Here is a 21529-nt window from a genome sequence, read left to right on the forward strand (position 1 = left end):
ACCGTGACGCTATGGGCTGTATCGGCAATTGTCAACACGATTGACAATTGCCAGCAGGCTTCCTAGCTTGGCCCGACCGCCATGGCTCCGCTATCATCGGAGCACATAAGCGGGAGGTGAGGATGATTGGAAAATCGCCGTTCGAAGCACTGTCGGTCGAGACACTGGCGGGTCGTCTCCGTGCCAACGGGGCCCTGTGTTCGCAGATCGGCAAGGATACGAGCCGCTGGAAGGTTCGTGAAGTCGGCGACGGCAATCTGAACCTGGTGTTCATTGTCGAGGGTGCTGAGGGTGCGGCCGTGGTCAAGCAGGCCCTGCCCTACGTCCGGCTGGTCGGCGACAGCTGGCCGCTGCCGTTGAAGCGCTCCTTCTTCGAATATCATGCGCTGACGCGGCAACAGGCGCGGGCGCCGGATTCCGTGCCTGATATCTATCACTTCGACGAAGGCCAGGCGCTGATCATCATGGAATATCTGTCGCCGCACATTATCCTGCGGCGGGCGCTGATCGAGGGCCGGCAACTGCCCAACATCGCGAAAGACATCGGCCTGTTCATGGCCCGCACGCTGTTTCGCGGCTCCGACCTGCATATGGCGACCAAGGACCGCAAGGCCGATCTGGCGCTGTTCGCCGACAATGTCGAACTCTGCGACATCACCGAGAACCTGGTTTTCTCGGACCCGTATTTCGATGCCAAGATGAACCGGCACACCAGCCCGCAGCTCGATGGCATTGTCGCCGAACTGCGCGCCGACCGCGACCTCAAGGTCGAGGCGCAGCGGATGAAGCACCACTTCGCCGCCAATGCCGAGACCCTGCTGCATGGCGACCTGCATTCCGGCTCGATCATGGTCACCGACACCGAAACGCGGATGATCGACCCCGAATTCGCCTTCTACGGGCCGATCGCCTTCGATGTCGGCATGCTGCTCGCCAATTTCTGGATGGCGTTCTTCTCGCAGCGCGGCCATGAGCAGAATGGCAAGCGCGACGCCATGCGCGCCTATCTGCTCGACGTCACGGTCGATACATGGTCGGCATTCCGCGCCGAGTTCTCGCATCTGTGGCGAACCGAGCGCACCGGCATACTCTACCAGAAGAGCCTGTTCGAGGATCAGGGCGACAGGCTTGGCGCCGAGCAGGCGCTCGACCACATGCTGCATTCGATCTGGACCGATCTGCTCGGCTTTGCCGGCGTCGAGGTTCACCGGCGAATTCTCGGACTTGCCCACAATGCCGATTTCGAGACCATTGCCGATCAGGATCTGCGCGCCAGATGTGAGGCAAAGGCGCTGAAATTCGGCCGTCACCTCGCCGTCAACCGGCGCCAGATCCACAGCATCGACGAGGTCAACCAATTGGCCGCGCTGATCGAACGGGAGAGCAGGATTTGAACGTCGGTGACCGCCACTACCGCACGATCTGGCCGAGTGACGACGGGCGTTCGGTGGAGATCATTGACCAGCGCTGGCTGCCGCATGATTTCCGCATCGAAAAGATCGATACCGTCGCCGGCATCGCCACGGCAATCCGCGACATGTGGGTGCGCGGGGCGCCGCTGATCGGCGTCACTGCCGCCTATGGCGTCGCCATACAGATGGCCGACGATCCGTCGGATGCGGCGCTCGACGCCGTCTGGGCAACCCTGCACGAAACGCGCCCGACGGCGATCAATTTGCGCTGGGCGCTGAATGAAATGCAGCGCTTCCTGCTGGCGCTTCCCCTGGCAGAACGTGCCGCAGCCGCCTATCGGCGTGCCGGCGAGATCGCCGACGAGGATGTCGGCCTCAACCGCGCAATCGGCGCCCATGGGCTCGAAATCATCAAGGTGATCGCGGCGCGCAAGCAGCCGGGCGAACCGGTTAACATCCTGACCCACTGCAATGCCGGCTGGCTGGCCACCGTCGACTACGGCACCGCCACCGCGCCGATCTATCTGGCGACGGAAGCCGGCATTCCAGTCCACGTCTATGTCGACGAAACGCGACCCCGCAACCAGGGTGCCCAGTTGACCGCCTGGGAGATGGCCGGCCACGGCGTGCCGCATACGCTAATCGTCGACAATGCCGGCGGCCATCTGATGCAGCGCGGCCAGGTCGACATGGTCGTCGTCGGCACCGACAGGACCACCGCCGACGGCGATGTCTGCAACAAGATCGGTACCTATCTCAAGGCACTGGCCGCCGCCGACAACGACGTGCCGTTCTATGTCGCGCTGCCGTCGCCGACGATCGACTGGACGGTGGGGGACGGGTTGGCCGAAATCCCGATCGAGCAGCGTTCGCCCGACGAGGTCTCGCTGGTCTGGGGCAAGACCGCTTCCGGCGAGATTGCCCAGGTCCGCGTGTCGCCGGAAGCCACGCCGGCGGCCAACCCTGCCTTCGACGTGACGCCGGCGCGGCTGGTCACCGGCTTGATCACCGAACGCGGCGTCGCCACGGCCTCGCGCGAAGGCCTGAAGGCGATGTTTCCCGAGCGCGGATGATCCGCTTTGGAGTGCCAGGAGGAGCCCTGGATTTTGCCTGATCTCACGATTTCTTGAACACGGCGCGGTTAAAAACGTCCGTTGCCTGTCCCAGATGGACGGTCGTATGCGTAGCGGCGGGGCGGCGCAACGCTCAAGCCGGGGCTGACCACGGCTCGGCGAGTGAACCAGCAGGATGCCGCGATGTCATTCAGACCGCTGCTTGGTGACGGACGGGTTCGGAGCCAGGAGGAAAAGTCGGAGCCCCTGCAAACCGCGTCATGGGTCAGCTCCTCGATCGTTTTCGACAACCGGCGGTGGGCGTGCCGGGAGGCGGAGCTCCGCTGGACAGCCCCTCATCATCTGATCGTGCTGACCGAAGAAGGCGGCACGTCCCATACGTCTATCCGGCACGAGGCAAGATCCCTCTACGACGGAATGGATCGTCCCGGAGCCCTCACCTTCGTCCCGGCAGGCGCGGAGCGACAGGGCTTCTATCGCGATGTAAACCTCTCATATTCAGCCCTGTGGATCGATCCCGATATCGGGCTTCCCGGATGCGAACGCCTGAGGAACCTGCCGATACTGGTAAACAAGAAGGACGCGGTCGTCGCCACGCTGCTGAGTTCGCTTCGCGACGAGATGGCCCTCGGTCACAAGCCGGACACTGCCTATGTCGAGCATCTGGTGGCCCTCGTCAGCCTCCGCGTGGCCAACCTGAGCCGGAGCAACAGCCGCTCGTACGTCACGGCTGTCTCAGCCGCCGAGCACTTGGTCGAGTTCGGGACTATATCGATGCACGTATGAATTCCGACATTTCGCTAAGCGAGCTTGCAGCTGTCGCCGACTTGGCCGTCGACAGTTTTGCGCGGCGCTTCAAGGCGACGACCGGTCTTGCCCCCTATGCCTATGTAATCGAGGAACGGGTGCGGCGAGCGGAGGCACTGTTGCGCGAAACGGGTTTGTCGATCAGTACCATTGCCTTTCGGCTCGGCTTTTCAAGCCAGAGCCACTTCACCACGACGTTCCGGCGTCTCAGGGGCATGACGCCTCGTGCCTATCGGGTGAATTCTTCTCCAGAATCCTGATAGTGCCGCCGGTTTCTTGAAAGAAAGCCGCTGCGTGCGCCCCCACCTCCAGTGTCGATGACCGAACCCGAGGGTCCGCTGTCGGGGTCAAATTGCCGTCTGCGTCCTTCATTGCGACTGGGAGATCTTGCATGGCCAAAACAGACAACAGGAGGGGGCCAACGCGTCGAACCGTGTTGGAGGGCGGGGTGGCGACCGGGGTGCTCCTGGCTATCGGGATACCGGTCGGCGCCGAGCCGGCCGACACCGTCACGGCGACGGCATCTGGCACGCCGGTACCGACGATGCCGATATCGTTGCGGATCAACGCGAAGGACCTTGCCGTCGAACTCGACCCGCGGACGACGCTGCTCGATGCCCTGCGCAACCATCTCGGCCTCACCGGCTCGAAGAAGGGCTGCGATCACGGCCAGTGCGGCGCATGCACGGTGCTTGTCGATGGACGCCGGATCAATTCCTGCCTGACGCTTGCCGCAATGCATGATGGCGACGAGATCACCACGGTCGAGGGCCTTGCCGAGGGTGACCGGCTGCATCCGGTGCAGGCCGCCTTCATCGCCCGCGACGGTTTCCAGTGCGGCTACTGTACGCCAGGCCAGATCTGCTCGGCGGTCGGTATGCTGGGCGAAGCCAAGGCCGGCTGGCCGAGCCATGCGAGCGCCGACGTGGCAGCGGCTTCCGTCGCTCTCAGCGATGCCGAGATCCGCGAGCGGATGAGCGGCAACATCTGCCGTTGTGCCGCTTATCCGAACATCGTCGCTGCAATCCGCGACGCGGCAGAGGAGGCATGAGCAATGCAGTCCTTCACTTATGAACGTGCAACGAGTGCCCAGCAGGCGGCCGCCGCGGTCGCGGCCCGGCCGGACGCCAAGTTCATCAGCGGCGGCACCAACCTGCTCGACCTGATGAAGCTCGATATCGAGCGCCCAGCGCATCTCGTCGACATCAGCCGGCTGCCGCTTGATCGGATCGAGGAGACGGCAGAAGGCGGGCTTCGGGTCGGCGCCCAGGTCCGCAACAGCGATCTTGCCGCCGACCCGCGGGTGAGGTCCCGCTATCCGATGCTCACACAAGCGCTGCTGGCGGGAGCGTCCGGCCAGATACGCAACAAGGCCTCGACCAGCGGCAATCTCCTGCAACGCACGCGCTGCCCCTACTTCTACGACCGCAACATGCCCTGCAACAAGCGCCAGCCGGGTTCGGGCTGCGCGGCGCTTCAAGGCTTCAACCGCATGCACGCTGTACTGGGCGCGAGCGAAGCCTGCATCGCGGTCCATCCTTCGGACATGGCGGTCGCCATGTCCGGGCTCGACGCCAGGATCGAGACCGTTTCGCCCGGCGGCGAGACCCGCACGATCCCGATCGGCGATTTCCATCGATTGCCCGAGACGATGCCCCATGTGGAGACCGTGCTCGGCCACGGCGAAATGGTCGTCGCGGTTACCCTGCCGCCGCCACCACCCGGCCGGCAGCTTTACCGCAAAGTGCGCGACCGAGCTTCCTACGCCTTCGCGCTGGTGTCGGTGGCAGCAATCGTCGAAAAAAGCGGCGATCGTATCCGAAGCGCTCGGATCGCCATGGGCGGCGTGGCAGCGAAACCCTGGCGCGCGACGGAGGCGGAGCGCGGGCTGGCAGGCGCAGCGGCGTCCGACGATACCTTCACCGACGCTGCCGAAGCCGCGCTCGCCGGAGCCGTTGGGCATGGCGCCAATGACTTCAAGATCCCGCTGGCGAAACGAACGGTGCGGCACACACTCGCTGCTGCCGTCGAGAGTGCGTGAGGCGACACGATGACAGAGACGACGACCCCGAACAGCGGTTCCCAGATGCAGGCGACGAGCAGGAGATCGATATGAAACTCACGCGACGCGCCGTTGCCGCCGCGGGTGGCGGCCTTTTTGTTTCTGCCGCCGCAGCTTGGGGCGCCACATCCGACCCGGGAGCTCGTCACGTGCTCGAGGCCGCCGTCGACGCCTTCTTTGCCGGCTGGGCCTCCGGCGACTGGACGGCATTCCTTGATTGTTGCGATGAGACGATGACCTTCCAATTCCCTGTCGGCGAGCAACGAGGCCGACACGGACCGCCAGAAGGCAAGCCGGCTCGCAGCCTGGACCGCCGCGCATCAAGCGCAAGGAAACAGGATCACGAAATCGACCGTCGATCTCAAGCTCTTCGCCGCCGACTGGGTCATCGTCTGCGATCGCGGGAGCGGGACAATCAGCGGCGCGCCCTACACTGGCCTGCATGCGATCTTCATGCGCGCCGGCCCGACAGGGAAGCTGGTCGAGTTTCGCGAGTATTTCGGCGAGATCGCCGCGTGAGCTCCGGCCGCTGCGCGACGAACATGAAGGTGCGAGGAAAGAGGCGTCGTCGCGGCCTCGATGCTTCCGAACTCCAAATGAAAATCTTTAGGTGACTTATGAACGAGACCATACCCGGACTGCCCGGCTCCGCCACCCATTCAAGAGTGAAACCGCGTCCCGGTGCTGGCATCATCGGGAGGCCGATCGACCGCATCGACGGTCCGCTCAAAGTGACGGGCGGCGCCACATACGCTTACGAGAATGAGCTGGATGGTACAGCCTATGGCTATGTTCTCGGTGCCGCCGTCGGCAAGGGGCGCATCGCCGAGATCGACACGGCCGAAGCCGAACGGGCGCCGGCGGTGTTGCTCGTCATGACGCACCGGAATGCGCCGGCCCAGCCGGATTTCGGCCCGGCGGTCACGCCGACGGTGCCGGAGGTCTTCACCCGCGCCCGGCCTGCGCTCAACAGCGATCGGGTGCGGTATTACGACGAGCCGGTCGCGCTGGTCGTTGCGGAGACATTCGAGGCTGCACGCGCTGCTGCGGGCCTCGTCAAAGTGCGCTACGACAAGGAGCCGGGCCTCTACGATCTGACGGGGCATAAGGCCGACGCCTATGCACCAAAGCGGACAAATGCCGGCTTCGAGACCGACAGCGTGGTCGGCGACTTCGAGAGCGCCTTTGCGGCCGCCCCGGTCAAGATCGATGCCGCTTACCGGACTCCCTTCGAACATCACAATCCGATGGAACCGCATGCGACGCTCGCCGCCTGGTCAGGCAGCGGGCTGACGATCCATACATCGGCGCAGACCCTCGCGAACTTCCGGGCCGGGGTCGCCAGCACGCTTCGCATCCCGCTCGAGCGAGTGCGCATCGTGAGCCCTTTCACCGGCGGGGGCTTCGGCTCCAAGCTGATTGCCCATGCCGATACGATCCTGGCCGCACTTGCAGCGCAGGTCCTGCAGCGCCCCGTGAAGATCGCGCTGACGCGGCAACAGATGTTCGCCAATGCCGGTCATCGCGCAGAGATGATCCAACAGGTACGTCTCGGCGCGGATACCGATGGGCGGCTCACCGGGATCGCGCACGATGTCTGGTCCGCGACGTCCAGCTTCGAGGAGTACTGCGAACAAACGGCAGTTTTTGCGCGCTCGCTCTATGCGGCGCCGAACCGTCTCACCCGCCATCGCCTGGTTCCGCTGGACATCAACCGCGGCGAATGGATGCGCTCGCCCGGCGAAGCGCCCGGCATGCTGGCTTTCGAATGCGCAATGGATGAACTCGCCGAGCAGGTCGGCCTGGACCCGATCGAACTCAGGATCCGCAACGAACCGGCTCAGGATCCCGAGCGCGGAGTGCCGTTCTCCACCCGCAATCTCGTCGCCTGCATGGAGGAAGGCGCCCGCCGTTTCGGTTGGGAGCGGAGAAACCCGACACCGGGCCGAACCCGGGAGGGCCGGAAGCTCATCGGCTACGGCATGGCGGCGGCGATCCGTCCGAACTACATCGGCGCGGCGACGGCGCGGGTTGCGATCGACCGGGACGGTCGGGTGACGGCGCGGCTCGACATGACCGACATTGGGACCGGCACCTATACGATCCTGACCCAGATTGCTGCCGAGAGCCTCGGCGTGCCGATCTCGTCCGTCAAGGTGGAGCTCGGCGACAGCCGCTTCCCGCGTACCGCCGGCTCCGGCGGGTCCTGGGGCGCGGCGAGTGCGGGTTCGGCCCTGTATAATGCGTGCAACGCCCTCAAAGGACGGATCCTGGACGCGGCGCAGTCGAGCGAAGCGTCACCGTTGCGCGGCGCGAACGCCACCGAGGCAAACTTTGCCGACAGCGAGGTCAGGATCGGCCAGCGATCGGCGAGCCTGGCCGATCTCATCGGGAGGATCGCTCCCGACGGGTTCGAGGCCGAAGGCTCCGTAGCCGCAGGCGCTACCACCGAGTCATACAAGACTTATTCGCAGCATTCGTACGGAGCGCATTTCGCCGAGGTCGCTGTCGATTGCGATACCGGTGAAATCCGCATGCGCCGGATGCTGACTGTGATCGGCGCGGGCCGTATCCTCAACGCCAAGACCGCGCGCTCGCAAATTATCGGCGGCATGACCTGGGGGATCGGTGCGGCGCTGATGGAGCAGACGGTGCTCGATCCGCGCTATGGCCACTTCGTCAATCACGATCTTGCCGAATATCACGTCCCGGTCAATGGCGACGTCCCCGAGATGGAAGTCGTCTTCCTCGAGGAAGATGACGACAAGGCCAATCCACTTGGCGCCAAGGGTCTCGGCGAGCTCGGCGTCTGCGGTGCGGGGGCTGCCGTCGCCAACGCCATCTACAACGCGACCGGCGTGCGAGTGCGTGAATTCCCCATCACCTTGGACAAGGTGCTGCCCGCCTTGCCCGTGATCGCCATTTGACGCTGCAACTTATCAGCGCCTCCCTCGCCCTCAAGGTGACCAACTCGGAACGGATCGCCATTTCTGCGCCATCGGCGACGACGTCGGCGGTTGACAGCGCTATCCGGTCCTTCCATACAAACGCCGTCAATGTTCTCAGGGCGGGGTGAAAGTCCCCACCGGCGGTAAGGGTCTCGGCCCAAGCCCGCGAGCGCTTTCCGGTTAGCCGGAGGGGTCAGCAGATCCGGTGAGATTCCGGAGCCGACGGTCACAGTCCGGATGGAAGAGAACGAATGGAAGACGGTCCGCTTTCGCGGTTCGGACTCCGTATCGTGCGTCCTGATTCTGGTTCGAAACGGAAGGATGGACCCATGAATCAGCATTCCCAGAACGACTATGAAACGATCCGCGTTGCCGTCATTCGGGCGCGCTGGCACGCCGATATCGTCGACCAATGCGTTGAAGCATTCGAGGCGGAATTGGCGGTTGTCGGGGAGAAACGCTTTGCCGTCGATGTCTTCGATGTGCCGGGCGCCTTTGAGATTCCCCTGCATGCAAAGATGCTTGCCGAGACCGGCCGCTATGCCGCTATCCTCGGCGCCGCGTTCGTCGTCAATGGCGGCATCTACCGGCATGAGTTCGTGGCGAGTGCGGTCATCGACGGCATGATGAACGTGCAATTGTCGACTGGCGTGCCGGTGCTTTCGGCGGTGCTGACGCCGCACAACTACCATGACAGCGCTGACCATCACCGCTTCTTCTTCGAGCATTTCAGGGTCAAGGGCAAAGAGGCGGCCGGTGCCTGCGTGCAACTGCTGGCGACACGCGAACGCATCGCGGCGTGAAATCTCCGTCGCCGGGTGGAAATCCCGGTAAGGCGCTGTAGTATCTCACGAAAACTAGGGAGGATGCCGGTGCAGACCAAGAAGATCATCAATGACGGCAACCGCTCCGTCGACGAGATGCTGGAGGGCATTCTGGCCGCGCATCCGCGCCATCTCCGAAGTGCGGACGGCAGCCCCCGCTCCATCATCGCCCGCGACGGGCCGCGCCCAGGCAAGGTCGGCCTTGTCATCGGCGGCGGCTCGGGCCACGAGCCGACCTTCCTTGGCTTCGTCGGCAAGGGGCTTGCCGACGCGGCCGCGATCGGCAACGTTTTTGCCTCGCCGCCGCCGGACCCGATCCTCGAATGCGCCAAAGCGGCCAGCGGCGGTGCCGGTGTGCTGTTCATGTACGGCAACTATGCCGGCGACGTGATGAATTTCGACATGGCCGCCGAAATGGCGGCGATGGACGATATCGAGGTGCGCACCGTGCTGACCACCGACGATGTCGCCTCGGCGCCACGCGACCAGAGGCAGAAGCGGCGCGGCGTCGCCGGCAATTTCTTCATCTTCAAGGCTGTCGGTGCCGCATGCGACCGGATGCTGACATTCGATGAATGCGAGCGTATCGCCAGGAAGGCCAACGATCACACCTTCACTATGGGCGTGGCGCTGTCGCCCTGTTCGCTGCCGCAGACCCGCCGGCCGAATTTCGAGATCGGACCGGACGAGATGGAGATCGGCATGGGCATCCATGGCGAGCCGGGCATCGCACGCGGAAAACTAAAGACGGCCGACGAGATCACCGACGAGATGCTGGACAAGATCCTCGACGAAATGGCGCCGACGCGCAGCGACAAGGTCGCCGTGCTGGTCAATTCGCTCGGTTCGACGCCGCTGATGGAGCTCTACATCATGAACCGGCGGGTCAAGCAGAGGCTCGACGACATCGGCGTTTCCGTCCACGCGACCTGGGTCGGCAATTATTGCACCTCGCTCGAAATGGCCGGCGCCTCAGTGACGCTGATGCATCTCGAGGGCGAATTGCAGGAGATGCTCGACCATCCCTGCGACTGCGCCATGTTCCGCGCCGGCTGAGAAAGCATCATGACCTCGATCGACTCAGCCGGCTTGAAAAGAATGTTCGATGAGATCGCGGCGGCGATCGACGCCGACAAGGACAGGCTCTGCCAACTCGACGGCGTCATCGGCGACGCCGACCACGGCATCGCCATGGCGCTCGGCTTCGGCGCGGTACGCGAGGCGCTGGCGCAACTCGACCTCGCGGCGACCGGACCGACGGCGCTGCTCAATACCGCGGCAAAGTCGTTCCTCAACGCCGTCGGCGCGTCGTCAGGCCCACTCTATGCGACCGCCTTCATGCGCGCTGCCGCCGCCGTCAAAGGCAAGGCAATTCTGGAGGATGCTGACATCATCGCCATGCTCCGGGCGATGGCGCAAGGCATCCAGGATCGCGGCAAGGCCGAGCTCGGCGAAAAGACCATGGTCGACGCCTGGCTGCCGGCAGCACAGGCAGCAGGCGCCGCGCAGGAAGCCGGCAAGACCCTGTTGGAGAGCTTGGAAACTGCACTCGCCGCAGCCGAACGGGGCGCCGAGGCAACCAAGAACATGATCGCCTTCAAGGGCCGCTCCTCGCGGCTCGGCGAACGATCGCTCGGGCATATGGATCCCGGCGCTGCCTCGGCCGTCACGATCATCAAAGCGATACGGGACAGTCTGGCTTAACGGACCTTCGCCGCGTCGAGCCTATCGATGGCCTGGACATTGCCGGCCGACGGTCCCTTCTCATCGAATTCCGAGGCAAGCCATGCATCGACGATCGACTTGGCCAATTCCGGGCCGATGACGCGCGCGCCCATGGTGATGATCTGGGCGTTGTTGGATTTTGCAGCGCGCTCGGCCGAATAGGTGTCGTGGGTGAGTGCGGCGCGAATGCCGGGAACCTTGTTGGCGGAAATGGATACGCCGATGCCGGTGCCGCAAAACAGGATGCCGCGATCGTTCTCGCCGTCCAGGATGGTCTGGGCGAGCTTCTGTGACAGGTCGGCGTAGAAGCCCGTCTGGCTGAGATCGCTGACCGTGAGGCCGGGCTTGGTGGCGAGGTGAGCGGCGATGACATCGAGCAGCGGTTTGCCGGCGCTGTCGGCTCCAATGGCTATTTTCATGTTCGGTTTCCTTCCTGTTCGATGGTTCAGATCGCCGCTGAGGCGCGTTTGAGGATGTCTATATAGCCGTCCGCCTGCCAGGCGGAACGGCCGATGAACAAGCCGTCTATATGAGACTGTCCGATCAGTTCGGCGGCATTTTGCGGATTGACGCTGCCGCCATAAAGCACCGGCGGCACGGCCGGCAGCAGGTCGCGCGCGATTTTCTTGATCAGCGCCTGCTGTCTGCCGGCATAGTCCGAGCTTGCCGGCACGCCCTTGTCGCCGATCGCCCAGACCGGCTCATAGGCAAACAGGATCGTCGCCGCCCTGGCCGCGCCTTCGAGAAACTGCAGCGCGCCGTGCACCTGCAAGGCCAGCACCGTATCCGCCTGCCCGCTGTCGCGTTGAGCCAAAGTCTCGCCGACGCAGATCAGTGGCACGAGACCGTGCTTCACCGCCGCTGCGGTCTTCAGCCCGACAGCCTTGTCGGTCTCGCCGAAATACTCGCGCCGTTCGCTGTGGCCCAACTCTACCATATCAAGTTCGCAGTCTTTCAGCATTACCGGCGAGATCTCGCCGGTCCAGGCGCCGGCGTCAGCCCAATGCATGTTCTGCGCGCCGACCTTGATGCGCGTCGGCGACAGCGCTTTCTTGACCTCGCGGACCGCCGTGAAGGGTGGGATGACGAAGGGCTGGATGCGCTCGTCGAAACCGGGGACGAACTCGGCCAATGCCCTCGTGAAAGCCATCGCCTCGGCGAGCGTCTTGTTCATTTTCCAGCTGGTGCCGACCCAGTAAACCATGCGTGCTCCTCCTACTCTGCGACCACTGTCAGCGACACGCCGGCACCATCCAGCGCCGCACGCATCTGCGGCTGCGGCTCGCGGCCGGTGAAGACGGTATCGAAAGCCTTGAGATCGGTCAGGAAATGCAAGGCTGTGCGGCCGAACTTGCCGTGATCGACCAGCAGATATTTGCGCGCCGCAGCGGCCATCATCAGCCGTTTGGTCTGGACCACTTCCTGATCCTGGTGAAAGGCGGAAGCGCCGTGGATAGCCGATGACGACAGGAAGGCGACATCGGCGCGCAATGATTTCAGCGTGTCCTCGGCGAGCAGGCCGAAGAAGCCGTGAAACTTCTTGCTGTACTGGCCGCCGAGCGCAATCAGGTTGATGCCGGCAACGCCCGCCAAATCCTGGATGACAGCCAGATTGTTCGAGATCACCGTCAGCGGACGCAGATCGGCGAGATGCCGAGCAACGCCGCCCGCGGTCGAGCCGTCGTCGATGATCACCGTCTGACCCGGTTCGATCATCGTCACGGCAGCGGCGGCGATGCGCTTTTTCTCGTCGCCGGCCAGTCTCTGGCGGTAGCGGAAATCGCTCTCGAAAAGGCTGCTCGGCTGAATCGAGGCGCCGCCGCGTACCTTGCGCAGGAAGCCGCCCTCCTCGAGCTCGTCGAGGTCGCGGTGGACGGTCATCTTGGAGACGCCGAAGCGCGAGGCAAGATCGTCGACACTGGCGGTGCCGGTGTCCATCAGAAAATCCATGATGCCTTGCCGACGGCCGTCGCTCTTCATTTCCGCGGCTTCCTCGTGCAATCCGAACCACGTTCCGAGATATAACAGGAGACGTCGCATAGCCACCAGTATTTTTGTGATAATGTTATATCTGCCTGGGATATCATGACGCTTCTGACGGCGTGCCGTAACAAGAATTGCTGTCGGCCGGGCGTCCAGCGGTTGCGGTGCAGCGGAAATCCGGCCAGAAGCTTTAGCGGGCTCGACAATAGCCGAACAGCCCGCAAACACTGGCTCGAAACCGGATACGGGAGACTACTGAGTGGCTCGCATCACACTGAGACAATTGCTCGATCATGCCGCCGAATACGGTTATGGCGTGCCTGCCTTCAACATGAACAATATGGAACAGGGCCTCGCCATCATGGAGGCAGCCGAGGAGACCAAATCGCCGGTCATCCTGCAGGCGAGCCGCGGCGCGCGGGCCTACGCCAACGATGTCGTGCTGGCCAAGCTGATCGACGCGCTGGTCGAAATCCATCCTGATATCCCGGTCTGCATGCATCTCGACCATGGCAACAACGAAGCGACCTGCGTTACCGCAATCCAGTACGGCTTCACCTCGGTGATGATGGACGGATCGCTGAAGGAAGACGGCAAGACGCCGGCCGACTACGGCTATAATTCCGATATCACCCGCCGCGTCGTCGATATGGCGCATTGGGGCGGCGTGTCGGTGGAGGGCGAGATCGGCGTTCTCGGATCGCTGGAGATGGGCGGCGGCGAACAGGAGGACGGCCATGGCGTCGAGGGCGTCATCAGCCACGATCAGCTGCTGACCGACCCGGTTCAGGCCGAACAGTTCGTGCGCGACACCCGTGTCGATGCGCTGGCCGTCGCCATGGGCACCAGCCACGGCGCCTACAAGTTCAGCCGCAAGCCGGACGGCGCGGTGCTTGCCATGAACGTCATCGAGGAAATCCACCGCCGCTTGCCGAACATGCACCTCGTCATGCACGGCTCGTCCTCGGTGCCGGAGGAGCTGCAGGAGATCATCAACAAATATGGCGGCCAGATGAAGCCGACATGGGGGGTGCCGGTCGAGGAAATCCAGCGCGGCATCAAGCATGGCGTGCGCAAGATCAATATCGATACCGACAACCGCATGGCGCTGACCGGCGCGATCCGCAAGGTGCTGACCGAGAACCCGAGCGAATTCGATCCGCGCAAATATCTGACGCCGGCTATGGCCGCCATGCGGAAGCTGTGCAAGGAGCGTTTCGAGCAGTTCGGCACTGCCGGCAACGCACCGAGGATCAAGCCGCTGCCGGTCTCGGAAATGGCCAAGCGCTACAAGTCGGGCAGTCTCGATCCGAAATTCGGCTGACATATTCCGGTTCTGAGCAGGAGCCGCGTCGGCACCTGCTCATCCATCATGCTTTCGGCAAAAGACCGGCCCTGCCGGCCTCGATGAAGGGCGCCCAATAGTCGACCGATTCGCGGATCATGGCGACGACCTGGTGGTCGACGGGCTCGCGTTCGCGGAACGACAATTCGAGGCAGATCTCATTGTCGACGCCGCCGCCACGGCGAACAGTGTCCAGCAGCTTTTCCGGCGTGATGCGGCCGTCCTTGTTGTAGGCGGCAATGAACGGCCAATGGCCACCCTTGTTCATTGAGGATTGCTTGACGTGGATGATCGGCGATTCCTTTGGAAAGGCTTCGGCCCAGGCATAGGGGTCGATGTCGTCCGGATTGCTCGACGTCACGTCGCCATGGTCGATATCGACCATCATCTTGAGCGGGATCGCCATGCCGGCCGCATCGATCTCGCTCTGCAGCGTCCGGCAGCTTTCGATCGTATGGCCGAACTCGCGGCCGACCGACATCGGCTCCCAGAACAGGTAGGTCAAGCCGGCCGCTTTGGCGTGCTCGGCGACCGCGCGCCAGCATTCCAGCGCGATCTCGAAAAGCCGCGCGCGACGCTCGGGATCGTCATAGTCACGATGAGTGAAGATCGCGAATTGCGTGCCCATGCCGCGGGCGCCGAGCTCGGCCGAAATTTCGGCAAAGGTCTTGAACCAGTCGACATAATAGCGCCGCACGTCGGCATCGGGATGGCCGAAATGATTGAGCCGGCCGTAGGGGCCGGTCATCGCGGAGGTCACACGCACGCCGGTGCGGTTGAGAGCGGAGCGGAACAGGCGGATGAATTTGGCGATCGTCGCCGCCGGCCAACCGGGATTGACGAATTCATGCGTGAGCTGCACGTCGCGGATGCCGATGTCGTACGCGATCGCATCGATCAGATCGTCCGGTTCGGCGAAACGATTGACCAGCGGGTTGGTGTTGAGGGACAGCGTAAAGGCCATCAGCCTGCCTTCGCCAGCCGGCTCGAGCACCAGTCTTCGAAGGCGGTTCTTTCTGCGGCGGACAGATGCAGTCCGTGTTTGGTGCGCCGTTCGAGAATATCGGCGGCCGTCTCGGCCCATTCATGCTCGAACAGGTAATTGGCTTCGCGCTCGAACAAATCCTTGCCGAAGCGCCGCCCCAGTTCAGCGAGCGAACCGGCCGCGCCGACCAGATCACGCGTCCTTGTGCCGTAGAGCCGGCCATAATGCTTGACCAGCGAGGCCGGCATCCAGGGATGTTCGTGGCCGAGGTCACCGAGGAACTGCTCGAAATCGGCATTGGCGATATCGCCGCCTGGCAGATGTCCTTTCGAGGTCCACGGCTTGCCCATCTTCGGGAAGAACGGGGCGATGCGGTCGAGCGCGTGCTCGGCCAGCTTGCGGAAGGTGGTGATCTTGCCACCGAAGACGGAAAGCAGCGGCGCCTGTCCCGCCGCCACGTCGAGCTCGAAAATATAGTCGCGGGTGACCGCGCTCGGATTGTCGGCATTGTCGTCATAAAGCGGCCTGACGCCGGAAAACGAGTAGACGACGTCGCTGCGCGCAAGCTGGCGCTTGAAGTAGCGGTTGACCACCTTAATCAGGTAGTCGACCTCGCTGGCGTCGGCGGTCACGTCTTCCGGCCGCCCGTCATAAGGAATGTCGGTGGTGCCGATCAGCGCCAGATCGTTCTGGTAGGGATTGATGAAGATCACGCGCTTGTCGCTGTTCTGGACGAGATAGGCTTGCCGGCCTTCCCAGAATTTCGGCACGACGATGTGGCTGCCCTTGACCAGGCGCACGTTGCGCCTGGAATTCTGGCCAGCGACGCGATTGATGATGTCATTGACCCAGGGGCCGGCGGCGTTGACCAGCGCCCGTGCCCGAACCGTGGTCCTGACGCCGGTTCGACCGTCGCGCATCTCCACCGACCACAGGCCGTTTTCGCGGCGGGCGGCGGTGCAGGCAGTGCGGGTGAATATCCTGGTCCCACGCTCCGCGGCGTCGAGCGCGTTGATGACGACCAGGCGGGCGTCGTCGACCCAGCAGTCGGAATATTCGAAGCCGCGTTTGAAGCTGTCCTTGATCGGCGCGCCCTCGGGTGCGGTGCGCAGGTCAAGCGTGCGAGTGGCCGGCAGCCTCTTGCGGCCGCCAAGATGGTCGTAGAGGAACAGGCCGAGCCGGACCAGCCAGGCCGGCCGATCATCCGGGCTGTGCGGCAGCACGAAGCGCATCGGCCAGATGATGTGCGGCGCGGATTCCAGCAGCACCTCGCGCTCGATAAGCGCCTCCCGCACTAGGCGGAACTCGTAGTATTCGAGATAGCGCAAACCGCCATGGACGAGCTTTCCCGATCGCGAACTGGTGCCTTCGGCGAGATCGTCTTTTTCGCAGAGGATGACCGACAGCCCCCGGCCTGCCGCATCGCGCGCAATGCCGGCGCCATTGACGCCGCCGCCAATGACGAAGAGATCGACGATTTCGCTGTCACCGCTCATCTCGCTCTATGCCCTGTCGTCAGCATGGATTGACCGGCGGCAGGCCGGCGATGAAGCGGCGCACTTCCTCGGCCGCCTGCTCGGCAGCATAAGTCACCGTGCGTACCGACGCGCCGGCGATATGCGGCGTCAGCGTCACATTCGGCAGCTGCAGCAGCGGCCAGTCGGCCGGCACCGGCTCGACGGCGAACGTCTCCAGCATGGCACTGCCGATCTGCCCCGAGACGAGCCCCTCGTAGAGCGCATCGTAGTCGACCAGCGGTCCGCGCGCGGTATTGACGAAGATCACGCCGGGCTTCATCCGGGCGATGGCGTCCTTGCCGATCAGGCCGCGCGTCTCCTCGGTGACCCGGGAATGCAGCGTGACCACGTCGGAGCGCGACAGGAGATCGTCCAGCGCAACCAGCTCGACGCCGGCATTGCGATCCTCGGCGCTCAATTGCACATAGGGATCGGAGACCAGGATGCGGCAGCCGAATGCACGCAGCAGCCGAACCAGCCTGGTGCCGATATTGCCATAGCCGATGACGCCGACGGTCATCTCGTTGAGCTCGCGGCCGGTGCGGTCGGCGCGGTAGAGATCGCCGCGCCACTCGCCCTTGCGCAAGGCTTCGTGGCCGACGCGGATCAGCCGCGTCTCGGCGAGAATGGCGCCGATGGTGAACTCGGCCACCGCGCTGGCATTGCGACCGGGCACATTGACCACGGTGATGCCATGAGCCTTGGCGGCAGGCATGTCGATGTTGATCGGCCCGCCGCGCGACACCGCAACCAGCTTGAGCGTCGGCAGGCGCTGCATCATGGCTTCGGAGAGCGGCGCAAGCTGGGTGACGAAGATTTCGGCATCGCCGATGAAATCCACCACTTCGTCGGGATCGCCGAAATATTCCTTGATCTTGTCGAGGCCGAGCGCCGCATTGCCGAATTGCATCGGCTCGTCGGGCCAAGCGGTTTCAATGGTGCGGATGTCGAGATTGTCGCCGCAGGCCGCTTCGATTTTCTCGCGAAACACGTCCGGAAGCATGAAGCGGTCACCGATGATCGCAATTTTCTTGGGCATGCTCTTCTCAATTCACGTCAGTTTGCCTGGACGCGGCCATCGAACGCCAGACCGGCCGCAGCGCCTCATGCGCCAATGTGTAGGACGGAGCCATCGCCTCATAGGCAGCGGCAAGGTTACGATCGCTTGGCTCGGCCGCACGGAGCAAAGGTGTGACCCATTCACTGACGCAATCGTCCATCGATGCGTACTGGCCAACGCAAACCGCAGCAATCATCGCGGCGCCCGCAGCACCGGCCTCCTCGCGCTCGCTGGTGCGAATGTCGGCGCCGATCGCAGCACCCAGGATCTTGCGCAGAGCCGGGCTCCTGGCCGCTCCACCAGTCAGGCGGATTTCCTTGGGCAGCGGCCCCATGGCGGCGTAGCAATCGCGTGCCGCGAAAGCCAGCCCTTCGAACACCGCACGAACCATGTCGGCATAGCCGTGCCTGGACGAAATGCCGACGAAACCGGCCCTGGCATTGGCATCGACGAACGGGCCGCGCTCGCCCGCCTCGGAGACATAGGGCTGGTAGAGCAGCGAGCCTGGCTCGGACGACGATATCCACTGGTCGACCAGCGCGATCATCTCGCCATTGGTCCGCGTGATGCCTTGCGAGGCGAGAATGCCGGAGGCGAGGCCGAGGACCCAGTCGATGTTGAGCGTTGCCGCCATGTTCGACTGCATCTGCGCAAATACGCCCGGTGCCGGCATGGTCATCGTGTAGCCGGTTGCAGCTTCGTTGAGCAGAACCTCGTCCGGCGTCTCGGCAAGCCGCATATGCATGCCGGTGGAGCCGATGATCGAGCATCCCGGCTTGCGCTCGCGATCGAACAGGCCGGCGCCGAGCGCCGTGCAGGCGACATCGACATAGGCCAGAACGACGGGCGTGCCGGCGAGCAGGCCGGTCGCATCGGCTGCTGCCGCCGACAGCGAGGTGCTTTGCCTGGTGCCATCGACGATGGGCGGCAGCAGATGCCTGAGATCGGTGACGCCGAGCACCTCAAGCACATCGTCGCAATAGCCGCGCGTGCGGAAGTCGCCGAAGGTGAAGGTGCCTTCGGACGGGTCGGTGGCGCGTTGGCCGGTCAACTTGAAATAAAGCCAGTCCTTGCAGTGGAACGCCGTCGCTGCATTGGCAAGCATCGCGGGCATGTGGCGCTTCATGAAGACGAACTGCGATCCCTGCTGGCAGGCAGCGAGCCCGCTGCCGGTCTTTTCGAAGCGCAGCCGGTCTTCGGGCCGCCCGCGGATCTCCTCGACGACGGCGGCAGCGCGCGCGTCGAGCCACAGCCAGCCCTTGGCCACCGGCTCGCCATCCTTGTCGATCAGCCAGGTGCCGTCGCCCTGCCCGGTCACGGCGATGGCAATGGTCCGGCTGGCGAGATCCGGCACCTTGTCGGCCAGTTGGCGCAAGGTCGTCGCGGTATCGGCCCAGGTGCGGACTAGGTCCTGCTCGGCGCCGCCACCCGGCAGTGTCTCGTATCTGTTCGGCAGCGCGGCTGCCGCGATCTGCCTGCCCGCCGTGTCGAAGGCGACGGATTTGATAACAGACGTGCCGGCGTCGATGCCGATCAGCACATCCCGCATCAGGCAAGCTCCGTGCCGTGCGAAATGGCGTCGCCGCTCGCCTGATCGAAGACGTGCAGGTTTTTTGGATCGATGCTGACCTTGATAGGCGCCCCGAGTTCCAGGCGAGTCCGGTCATGTTCGACCAGAACCAGCGAGCCGCCGGCGAAGTCGGCGGCGATATGGGTCTGGTCGCCGAGCCATTGATTGGCCGAAACCGTGGCCGGCACACCGTCCTTGGAACGGCGGACGGCATAGGGCCTGACACCGATGACGACGCGTTGCCGGTTGAGCAATTCATCGCGAACTGGGCCGCTGAACGCGTCCTTGTCGTAGTCGAGCGAAAGCCCGTCGGGCAGCTTGAGACTGATCTTGTCGGCAGCCGTGCCGACATAGGCCTCGAAGACATTCATCGGCGGCTCGCCGACGAAGGTGCCGGTGAACAGGTTTGCCGGCCGCTCCTTGAGCCTGTCAGGCGTATCGAACTGCTGCAGCACGCCGCCCTCCATGACGGCGATGCGATCGGCCAGCGCATTGGCCTCGGTCTGGTCGTGCGTGACCAGGATCGCGGTCAGGCCACGCTCCTTGATGAAATGCTTGATGCGGCCGCGCAGCACGGCGCGAAGCTGCGGCTCGAGCTGGCCCATCGGCTCGTCCAGCAGATGCAGGTCGGCCTCGCGGATCAGCGCCCGGCCGAGGCTGGCGCGCTGCTGCTGGCCACCGGAGATCGAGCTCGGATAGCGCTCGAGAATGTCCTCGATCTCGAGCAGCTTGGCGATGTTGGCAACCTTTGCATCGACGGCACTCTTCGCCAGCCTGGCCGCCTTGAGGGCGAAGGCCATGTTCTCGCGCACGGTCAGGGGCGGATAGAGCGAATAGCCCTCGAAGGCCATTGCGACGTTGCGCCTGACCGGCGGCAACGTGTGCACCTTGCGGCCGGCAACCGCGATGGTGCCGCGCGAGACCTCTTCGAAGCCTGCGATCATACGCAATGTCGAGGTCTTGCCGCAACCGGACGAGCCGAGCAGCGCCACGATCTCGCCCTTGGCGATTTCCATCGTCAGGTTCTTGACCGCATGCACACCGCGGTCGATCGGACCGTAGAACTTGTCGACGCCTGAGAGGGTGATTGCGCTTGGGCTCATGCCGCTTCTCCACTGCGCAAATTGACGACGTTTTTCGAGCCAATGCGCTCGCCGCTCGCGCGATCGAACAGCAGGGCGCTTTTGCTGTCGACGGCTATATGCGCCCTGCCCTCGGATTGGCCAGGTGTCCCGGACGGACGCGAGACCAAGATTTCACGGCCGCGCACGGTTCGCGCCAGGGTGACGATCTTCTCGTTGAGCGGCGTCTCAGCCTCGACCGTCACCGGGATGGCGCCGGGCGTGCCTTCATCAACAAACGCCAGAGCCTCCGGCCGCAGGCCGATCACGCAATCACGGCCGACCGCCGCCTCATGCGCGCCGGCAAGATGGACCTGGACGTTGGACAGGCCGACATAGATGCCCTTGGCGTCCCGCGACGGCTTGACGTCCAGAAGGTTGATGGTCGGGTCGCCGAACAGCCGGGCAATCTCGACATTGGCCGGCTCGCGATAGATCTGCTCGGGCGTGCCGAGCTGTTTGACGACGCCTTGCGACATCACCGCGATGCGGTCGCCGAGCGCCATCGCTTCCTTGTAGTCTTGGGTGACGTAGATGACGGTCGCGCCACGATCGGCGAGCAGTCTTGGCAGCTCGAGGCGCATTTCGAAGCGCAATTTGGCATCGACGTTGCGCAAGGGATCATCGAGCAGCAGCAGCGGCGGCGAGCCGACCAACGCGCGGGCAAGCGCGGTGCGTTGCTTCTGGCCGTTGGACAGCGCCCGCGGCTTGTGGCTGAGCACATGGCCGATTTTCAACAGCTTAGCGACGCTCTCGACGCCGGTCTTTATCGTGCCCTGCGATGAGTGCTTCGCCTGCAGAGGCGTGGCTATGTTGTCGAACGCCGTCATATGCGGGAACAGCGCGAAGTTCTGGAATGCCATGCCGACGCCGCGGAACTCGGCGTCGAGATCGGTCATGTCCTCGCCGCCGATGAGGATCTTTCCCTCGTCGGGGTCGATGACCCCGGCCACCAGCCGCAACAGCACCGTCTTGCCGGCGCCGGACGGTCCGAACAGGACCAGCGTTTCGCCGTCGGCGACGGTCAGCGACAGATTGTCGAGAACGGTCTGGCTTTTATAGCGCTTGACGATGTTTCGCAGTTCGAGGCTTGCCAT

The 21529-nt window shown here is 63.9% G+C and carries 20 protein-coding genes and 1 riboswitch; of the genes, 11 read left to right on the forward strand and 9 right to left on the reverse strand.

Going from position 1 to position 21529, the window contains the following annotated elements; genetic code table 11:
• Nucleotides 1-122 precede the first annotated feature (122 nt).
• The 10 genes from mtnK (at nucleotide 123) to dhaL (ending at nucleotide 10830) form a co-directional block, all read left to right on the forward strand.
• Nucleotides 123-1394 carry an S-methyl-5-thioribose kinase gene (gene mtnK, locus NKJ93_RS16780; protein WP_352590247.1) on the forward strand — a complete coding sequence of 424 codons (1272 nt, stop codon included), beginning with the start codon at nucleotides 123-125 and terminating at the stop codon, nucleotides 1392-1394.
• Nucleotides 1391-2485 carry an S-methyl-5-thioribose-1-phosphate isomerase gene (gene mtnA / locus NKJ93_RS16785; RefSeq protein ID WP_352590250.1) on the forward strand — a complete coding sequence of 365 codons (1095 nt, stop codon included), beginning with the start codon at nucleotides 1391-1393 and terminating at the stop codon, nucleotides 2483-2485. The genes mtnK and mtnA overlap by 4 nt, the downstream gene beginning before the upstream one ends.
• 183 nt (nucleotides 2486-2668) lie before the next feature.
• Entirely contained in the window at nucleotides 2669-3271 is a 603-nt protein-coding gene (locus tag NKJ93_RS16790; protein WP_352590253.1) for a hypothetical protein, read from the forward strand.
• Nucleotides 3268-3552: a helix-turn-helix transcriptional regulator gene (locus tag NKJ93_RS16795; RefSeq protein ID WP_352590256.1), complete on the forward strand. Its 285-nt coding sequence runs from the start codon at nucleotides 3268-3270 to the stop codon at nucleotides 3550-3552. The genes NKJ93_RS16790 and NKJ93_RS16795 overlap by 4 nt, the downstream gene beginning before the upstream one ends.
• Nucleotides 3553-3683: 131 nt before the next feature.
• Entirely contained in the window at nucleotides 3684-4343 is a 660-nt protein-coding gene (locus tag NKJ93_RS16800) for a 2Fe-2S iron-sulfur cluster-binding protein (protein ID WP_352590259.1), read from the forward strand.
• Nucleotides 4344-4346: 3 nt separating this feature from the next.
• On the forward strand, nucleotides 4347-5333 hold the full coding sequence (locus NKJ93_RS16805; protein ID WP_352590262.1) for an FAD binding domain-containing protein: 987 nt from the start codon (nucleotides 4347-4349) through the stop codon (nucleotides 5331-5333).
• Between the two features lie 638 nt (nucleotides 5334-5971).
• Nucleotides 5972-8281: a xanthine dehydrogenase family protein molybdopterin-binding subunit gene (locus NKJ93_RS16810; RefSeq protein ID WP_352590265.1), complete on the forward strand. Its 2310-nt coding sequence runs from the start codon at nucleotides 5972-5974 to the stop codon at nucleotides 8279-8281.
• A gap of 127 nt (nucleotides 8282-8408) precedes the next feature.
• Nucleotides 8409-8555: riboswitch (FMN riboswitch) on the forward strand.
• A gap of 76 nt (nucleotides 8556-8631) precedes the next feature.
• A complete protein-coding gene (locus tag NKJ93_RS16815; protein WP_352482699.1) occupies nucleotides 8632-9105 on the forward strand; it encodes a 6,7-dimethyl-8-ribityllumazine synthase in 474 nt (157 codons plus the stop codon).
• A 63-nt stretch (nucleotides 9106-9168) separates the two neighbouring features.
• Nucleotides 9169-10182 carry a dihydroxyacetone kinase subunit DhaK gene (locus NKJ93_RS16820; protein WP_352590267.1) on the forward strand — a complete coding sequence of 338 codons (1014 nt, stop codon included), beginning with the start codon at nucleotides 9169-9171 and terminating at the stop codon, nucleotides 10180-10182.
• A 9-nt stretch (nucleotides 10183-10191) separates the two neighbouring features.
• Entirely contained in the window at nucleotides 10192-10830 is a 639-nt protein-coding gene (gene dhaL / locus NKJ93_RS16825; RefSeq protein ID WP_023716735.1) for a dihydroxyacetone kinase subunit DhaL, read from the forward strand.
• Here the strand turns inward: dhaL and derI are convergent.
• From derI to NKJ93_RS16840, 3 genes are read right to left on the reverse strand one after another with little or no spacing between them, the layout of a single operon-like run.
• Nucleotides 10827-11270 carry a D-erythrulose-4-phosphate isomerase gene (gene derI / locus NKJ93_RS16830; protein ID WP_352547512.1) on the reverse strand — a complete coding sequence of 148 codons (444 nt, stop codon included), beginning with the start codon at nucleotides 11268-11270 and terminating at the stop codon, nucleotides 10827-10829. The two genes, dhaL and derI, sit on opposite strands and share 4 nt — an antisense overlap.
• 26 nt (nucleotides 11271-11296) lie before the next feature.
• Complete coding sequence (locus tag NKJ93_RS16835) at nucleotides 11297-12055, reverse strand: triose-phosphate isomerase (RefSeq protein WP_352482707.1); 759 nt, start codon at nucleotides 12053-12055, stop codon at nucleotides 11297-11299.
• An 11-nt stretch (nucleotides 12056-12066) separates the two neighbouring features.
• Complete coding sequence (locus NKJ93_RS16840; RefSeq protein WP_031193326.1) at nucleotides 12067-12831, reverse strand: DeoR/GlpR family DNA-binding transcription regulator; 765 nt, start codon at nucleotides 12829-12831, stop codon at nucleotides 12067-12069.
• Between the two features lie 262 nt (nucleotides 12832-13093).
• Here NKJ93_RS16840 and fba point away from each other — a divergent pair, with 262 nt between their 5' ends.
• Complete coding sequence (gene fba / locus NKJ93_RS16845) at nucleotides 13094-14158, forward strand: class II fructose-bisphosphate aldolase (RefSeq protein ID WP_352493967.1); 1065 nt, start codon at nucleotides 13094-13096, stop codon at nucleotides 14156-14158.
• 46 nt (nucleotides 14159-14204) lie between these two features.
• Here fba and NKJ93_RS16850 read toward each other — a convergent pair whose 3' ends face one another.
• Genes NKJ93_RS16850 through NKJ93_RS16875 form a run of 6 tightly spaced genes read right to left on the reverse strand, consistent with a single transcriptional unit; the run spans nucleotide 14205 to nucleotide 21529 of the window.
• On the reverse strand, nucleotides 14205-15143 hold the full coding sequence (locus NKJ93_RS16850) for a sugar phosphate isomerase/epimerase family protein (protein ID WP_023716731.1): 939 nt from the start codon (nucleotides 15141-15143) through the stop codon (nucleotides 14205-14207).
• On the reverse strand, nucleotides 15143-16660 hold the full coding sequence (locus NKJ93_RS16855; RefSeq protein WP_352590270.1) for a glycerol-3-phosphate dehydrogenase: 1518 nt from the start codon (nucleotides 16658-16660) through the stop codon (nucleotides 15143-15145). Before NKJ93_RS16855 ends, NKJ93_RS16850 begins: the two co-directional genes overlap by 1 nt.
• A 19-nt stretch (nucleotides 16661-16679) precedes the next feature.
• Nucleotides 16680-17720, reverse strand: coding sequence for a 2-hydroxyacid dehydrogenase (locus tag NKJ93_RS16860; RefSeq protein ID WP_352590272.1), 1041 nt, complete (start codon nucleotides 17718-17720; stop codon nucleotides 16680-16682).
• A gap of 7 nt (nucleotides 17721-17727) precedes the next feature.
• Nucleotides 17728-19290 (reverse strand): FGGY-family carbohydrate kinase, encoded by a 1563-nt coding sequence (locus tag NKJ93_RS16865; protein WP_352590275.1) that lies wholly within the window; start codon nucleotides 19288-19290, stop codon nucleotides 17728-17730.
• Complete coding sequence (locus tag NKJ93_RS16870; protein WP_023716727.1) at nucleotides 19290-20414, reverse strand: ABC transporter ATP-binding protein; 1125 nt, start codon at nucleotides 20412-20414, stop codon at nucleotides 19290-19292. The genes NKJ93_RS16865 and NKJ93_RS16870 overlap by 1 nt, the downstream gene beginning before the upstream one ends.
• Entirely contained in the window at nucleotides 20411-21529 is a 1119-nt protein-coding gene (locus NKJ93_RS16875; RefSeq protein ID WP_023716726.1) for an ABC transporter ATP-binding protein, read from the reverse strand. Before NKJ93_RS16875 ends, NKJ93_RS16870 begins: the two co-directional genes overlap by 4 nt.

Origin of the sequence: Mesorhizobium sp. M0028 (assembly GCF_040323855.1) — a bacterium.
Classification (GTDB): domain Bacteria; phylum Pseudomonadota; class Alphaproteobacteria; order Rhizobiales; family Rhizobiaceae; genus Mesorhizobium.

Bases quoted from the DNA above. Each gene is read 5' to 3' on its own strand.
- mtnK (WP_352590247.1), top strand. From the start codon at position 123: ATGATTGGAAAATCGCCGTTCGAAGCACTGTCGGTCGAGACACTGGCG.
- NKJ93_RS16790 (WP_352590253.1), top strand. From the start codon at position 2,669: ATGTCATTCAGACCGCTGCTTGGTGACGGACGGGTTCGGAGCCAGGAG.
- NKJ93_RS16795 (WP_352590256.1), top strand. From the start codon at position 3,268: ATGAATTCCGACATTTCGCTAAGCGAGCTTGCAGCTGTCGCCGACTTG.
- NKJ93_RS16800 (WP_352590259.1), top strand. From the start codon at position 3,684: ATGGCCAAAACAGACAACAGGAGGGGGCCAACGCGTCGAACCGTGTTG.
- NKJ93_RS16805 (WP_352590262.1), top strand. From the start codon at position 4,347: ATGCAGTCCTTCACTTATGAACGTGCAACGAGTGCCCAGCAGGCGGCC.
- NKJ93_RS16810 (WP_352590265.1), top strand. From the start codon at position 5,972: ATGAACGAGACCATACCCGGACTGCCCGGCTCCGCCACCCATTCAAGA.
- NKJ93_RS16815 (WP_352482699.1), top strand. From the start codon at position 8,632: ATGAATCAGCATTCCCAGAACGACTATGAAACGATCCGCGTTGCCGTC.
- NKJ93_RS16820 (WP_352590267.1), top strand. From the start codon at position 9,169: ATGCCGGTGCAGACCAAGAAGATCATCAATGACGGCAACCGCTCCGTC.
- dhaL (WP_023716735.1), top strand. From the start codon at position 10,192: ATGACCTCGATCGACTCAGCCGGCTTGAAAAGAATGTTCGATGAGATC.
- derI (WP_352547512.1), bottom strand. From the start codon at position 11,270: ATGAAAATAGCCATTGGAGCCGACAGCGCCGGCAAACCGCTGCTCGAT.
- NKJ93_RS16835 (WP_352482707.1), bottom strand. From the start codon at position 12,055: ATGGTTTACTGGGTCGGCACCAGCTGGAAAATGAACAAGACGCTCGCC.
- NKJ93_RS16840 (WP_031193326.1), bottom strand. From the start codon at position 12,831: ATGAAGAGCGACGGCCGTCGGCAAGGCATCATGGATTTTCTGATGGAC.
- NKJ93_RS16850 (WP_023716731.1), bottom strand. From the start codon at position 15,143: ATGGCCTTTACGCTGTCCCTCAACACCAACCCGCTGGTCAATCGTTTC.
- NKJ93_RS16855 (WP_352590270.1), bottom strand. From the start codon at position 16,660: ATGAGCGGTGACAGCGAAATCGTCGATCTCTTCGTCATTGGCGGCGGC.
- NKJ93_RS16860 (WP_352590272.1), bottom strand. From the start codon at position 17,720: ATGCCCAAGAAAATTGCGATCATCGGTGACCGCTTCATGCTTCCGGAC.
- NKJ93_RS16865 (WP_352590275.1), bottom strand. From the start codon at position 19,290: ATGCGGGATGTGCTGATCGGCATCGACGCCGGCACGTCTGTTATCAAA.
- NKJ93_RS16870 (WP_023716727.1), bottom strand. From the start codon at position 20,414: ATGAGCCCAAGCGCAATCACCCTCTCAGGCGTCGACAAGTTCTACGGT.
- NKJ93_RS16875 (WP_023716726.1), bottom strand. From the start codon at position 21,529: ATGGCAAGCCTCGAACTGCGAAACATCGTCAAGCGCTATAAAAGCCAG.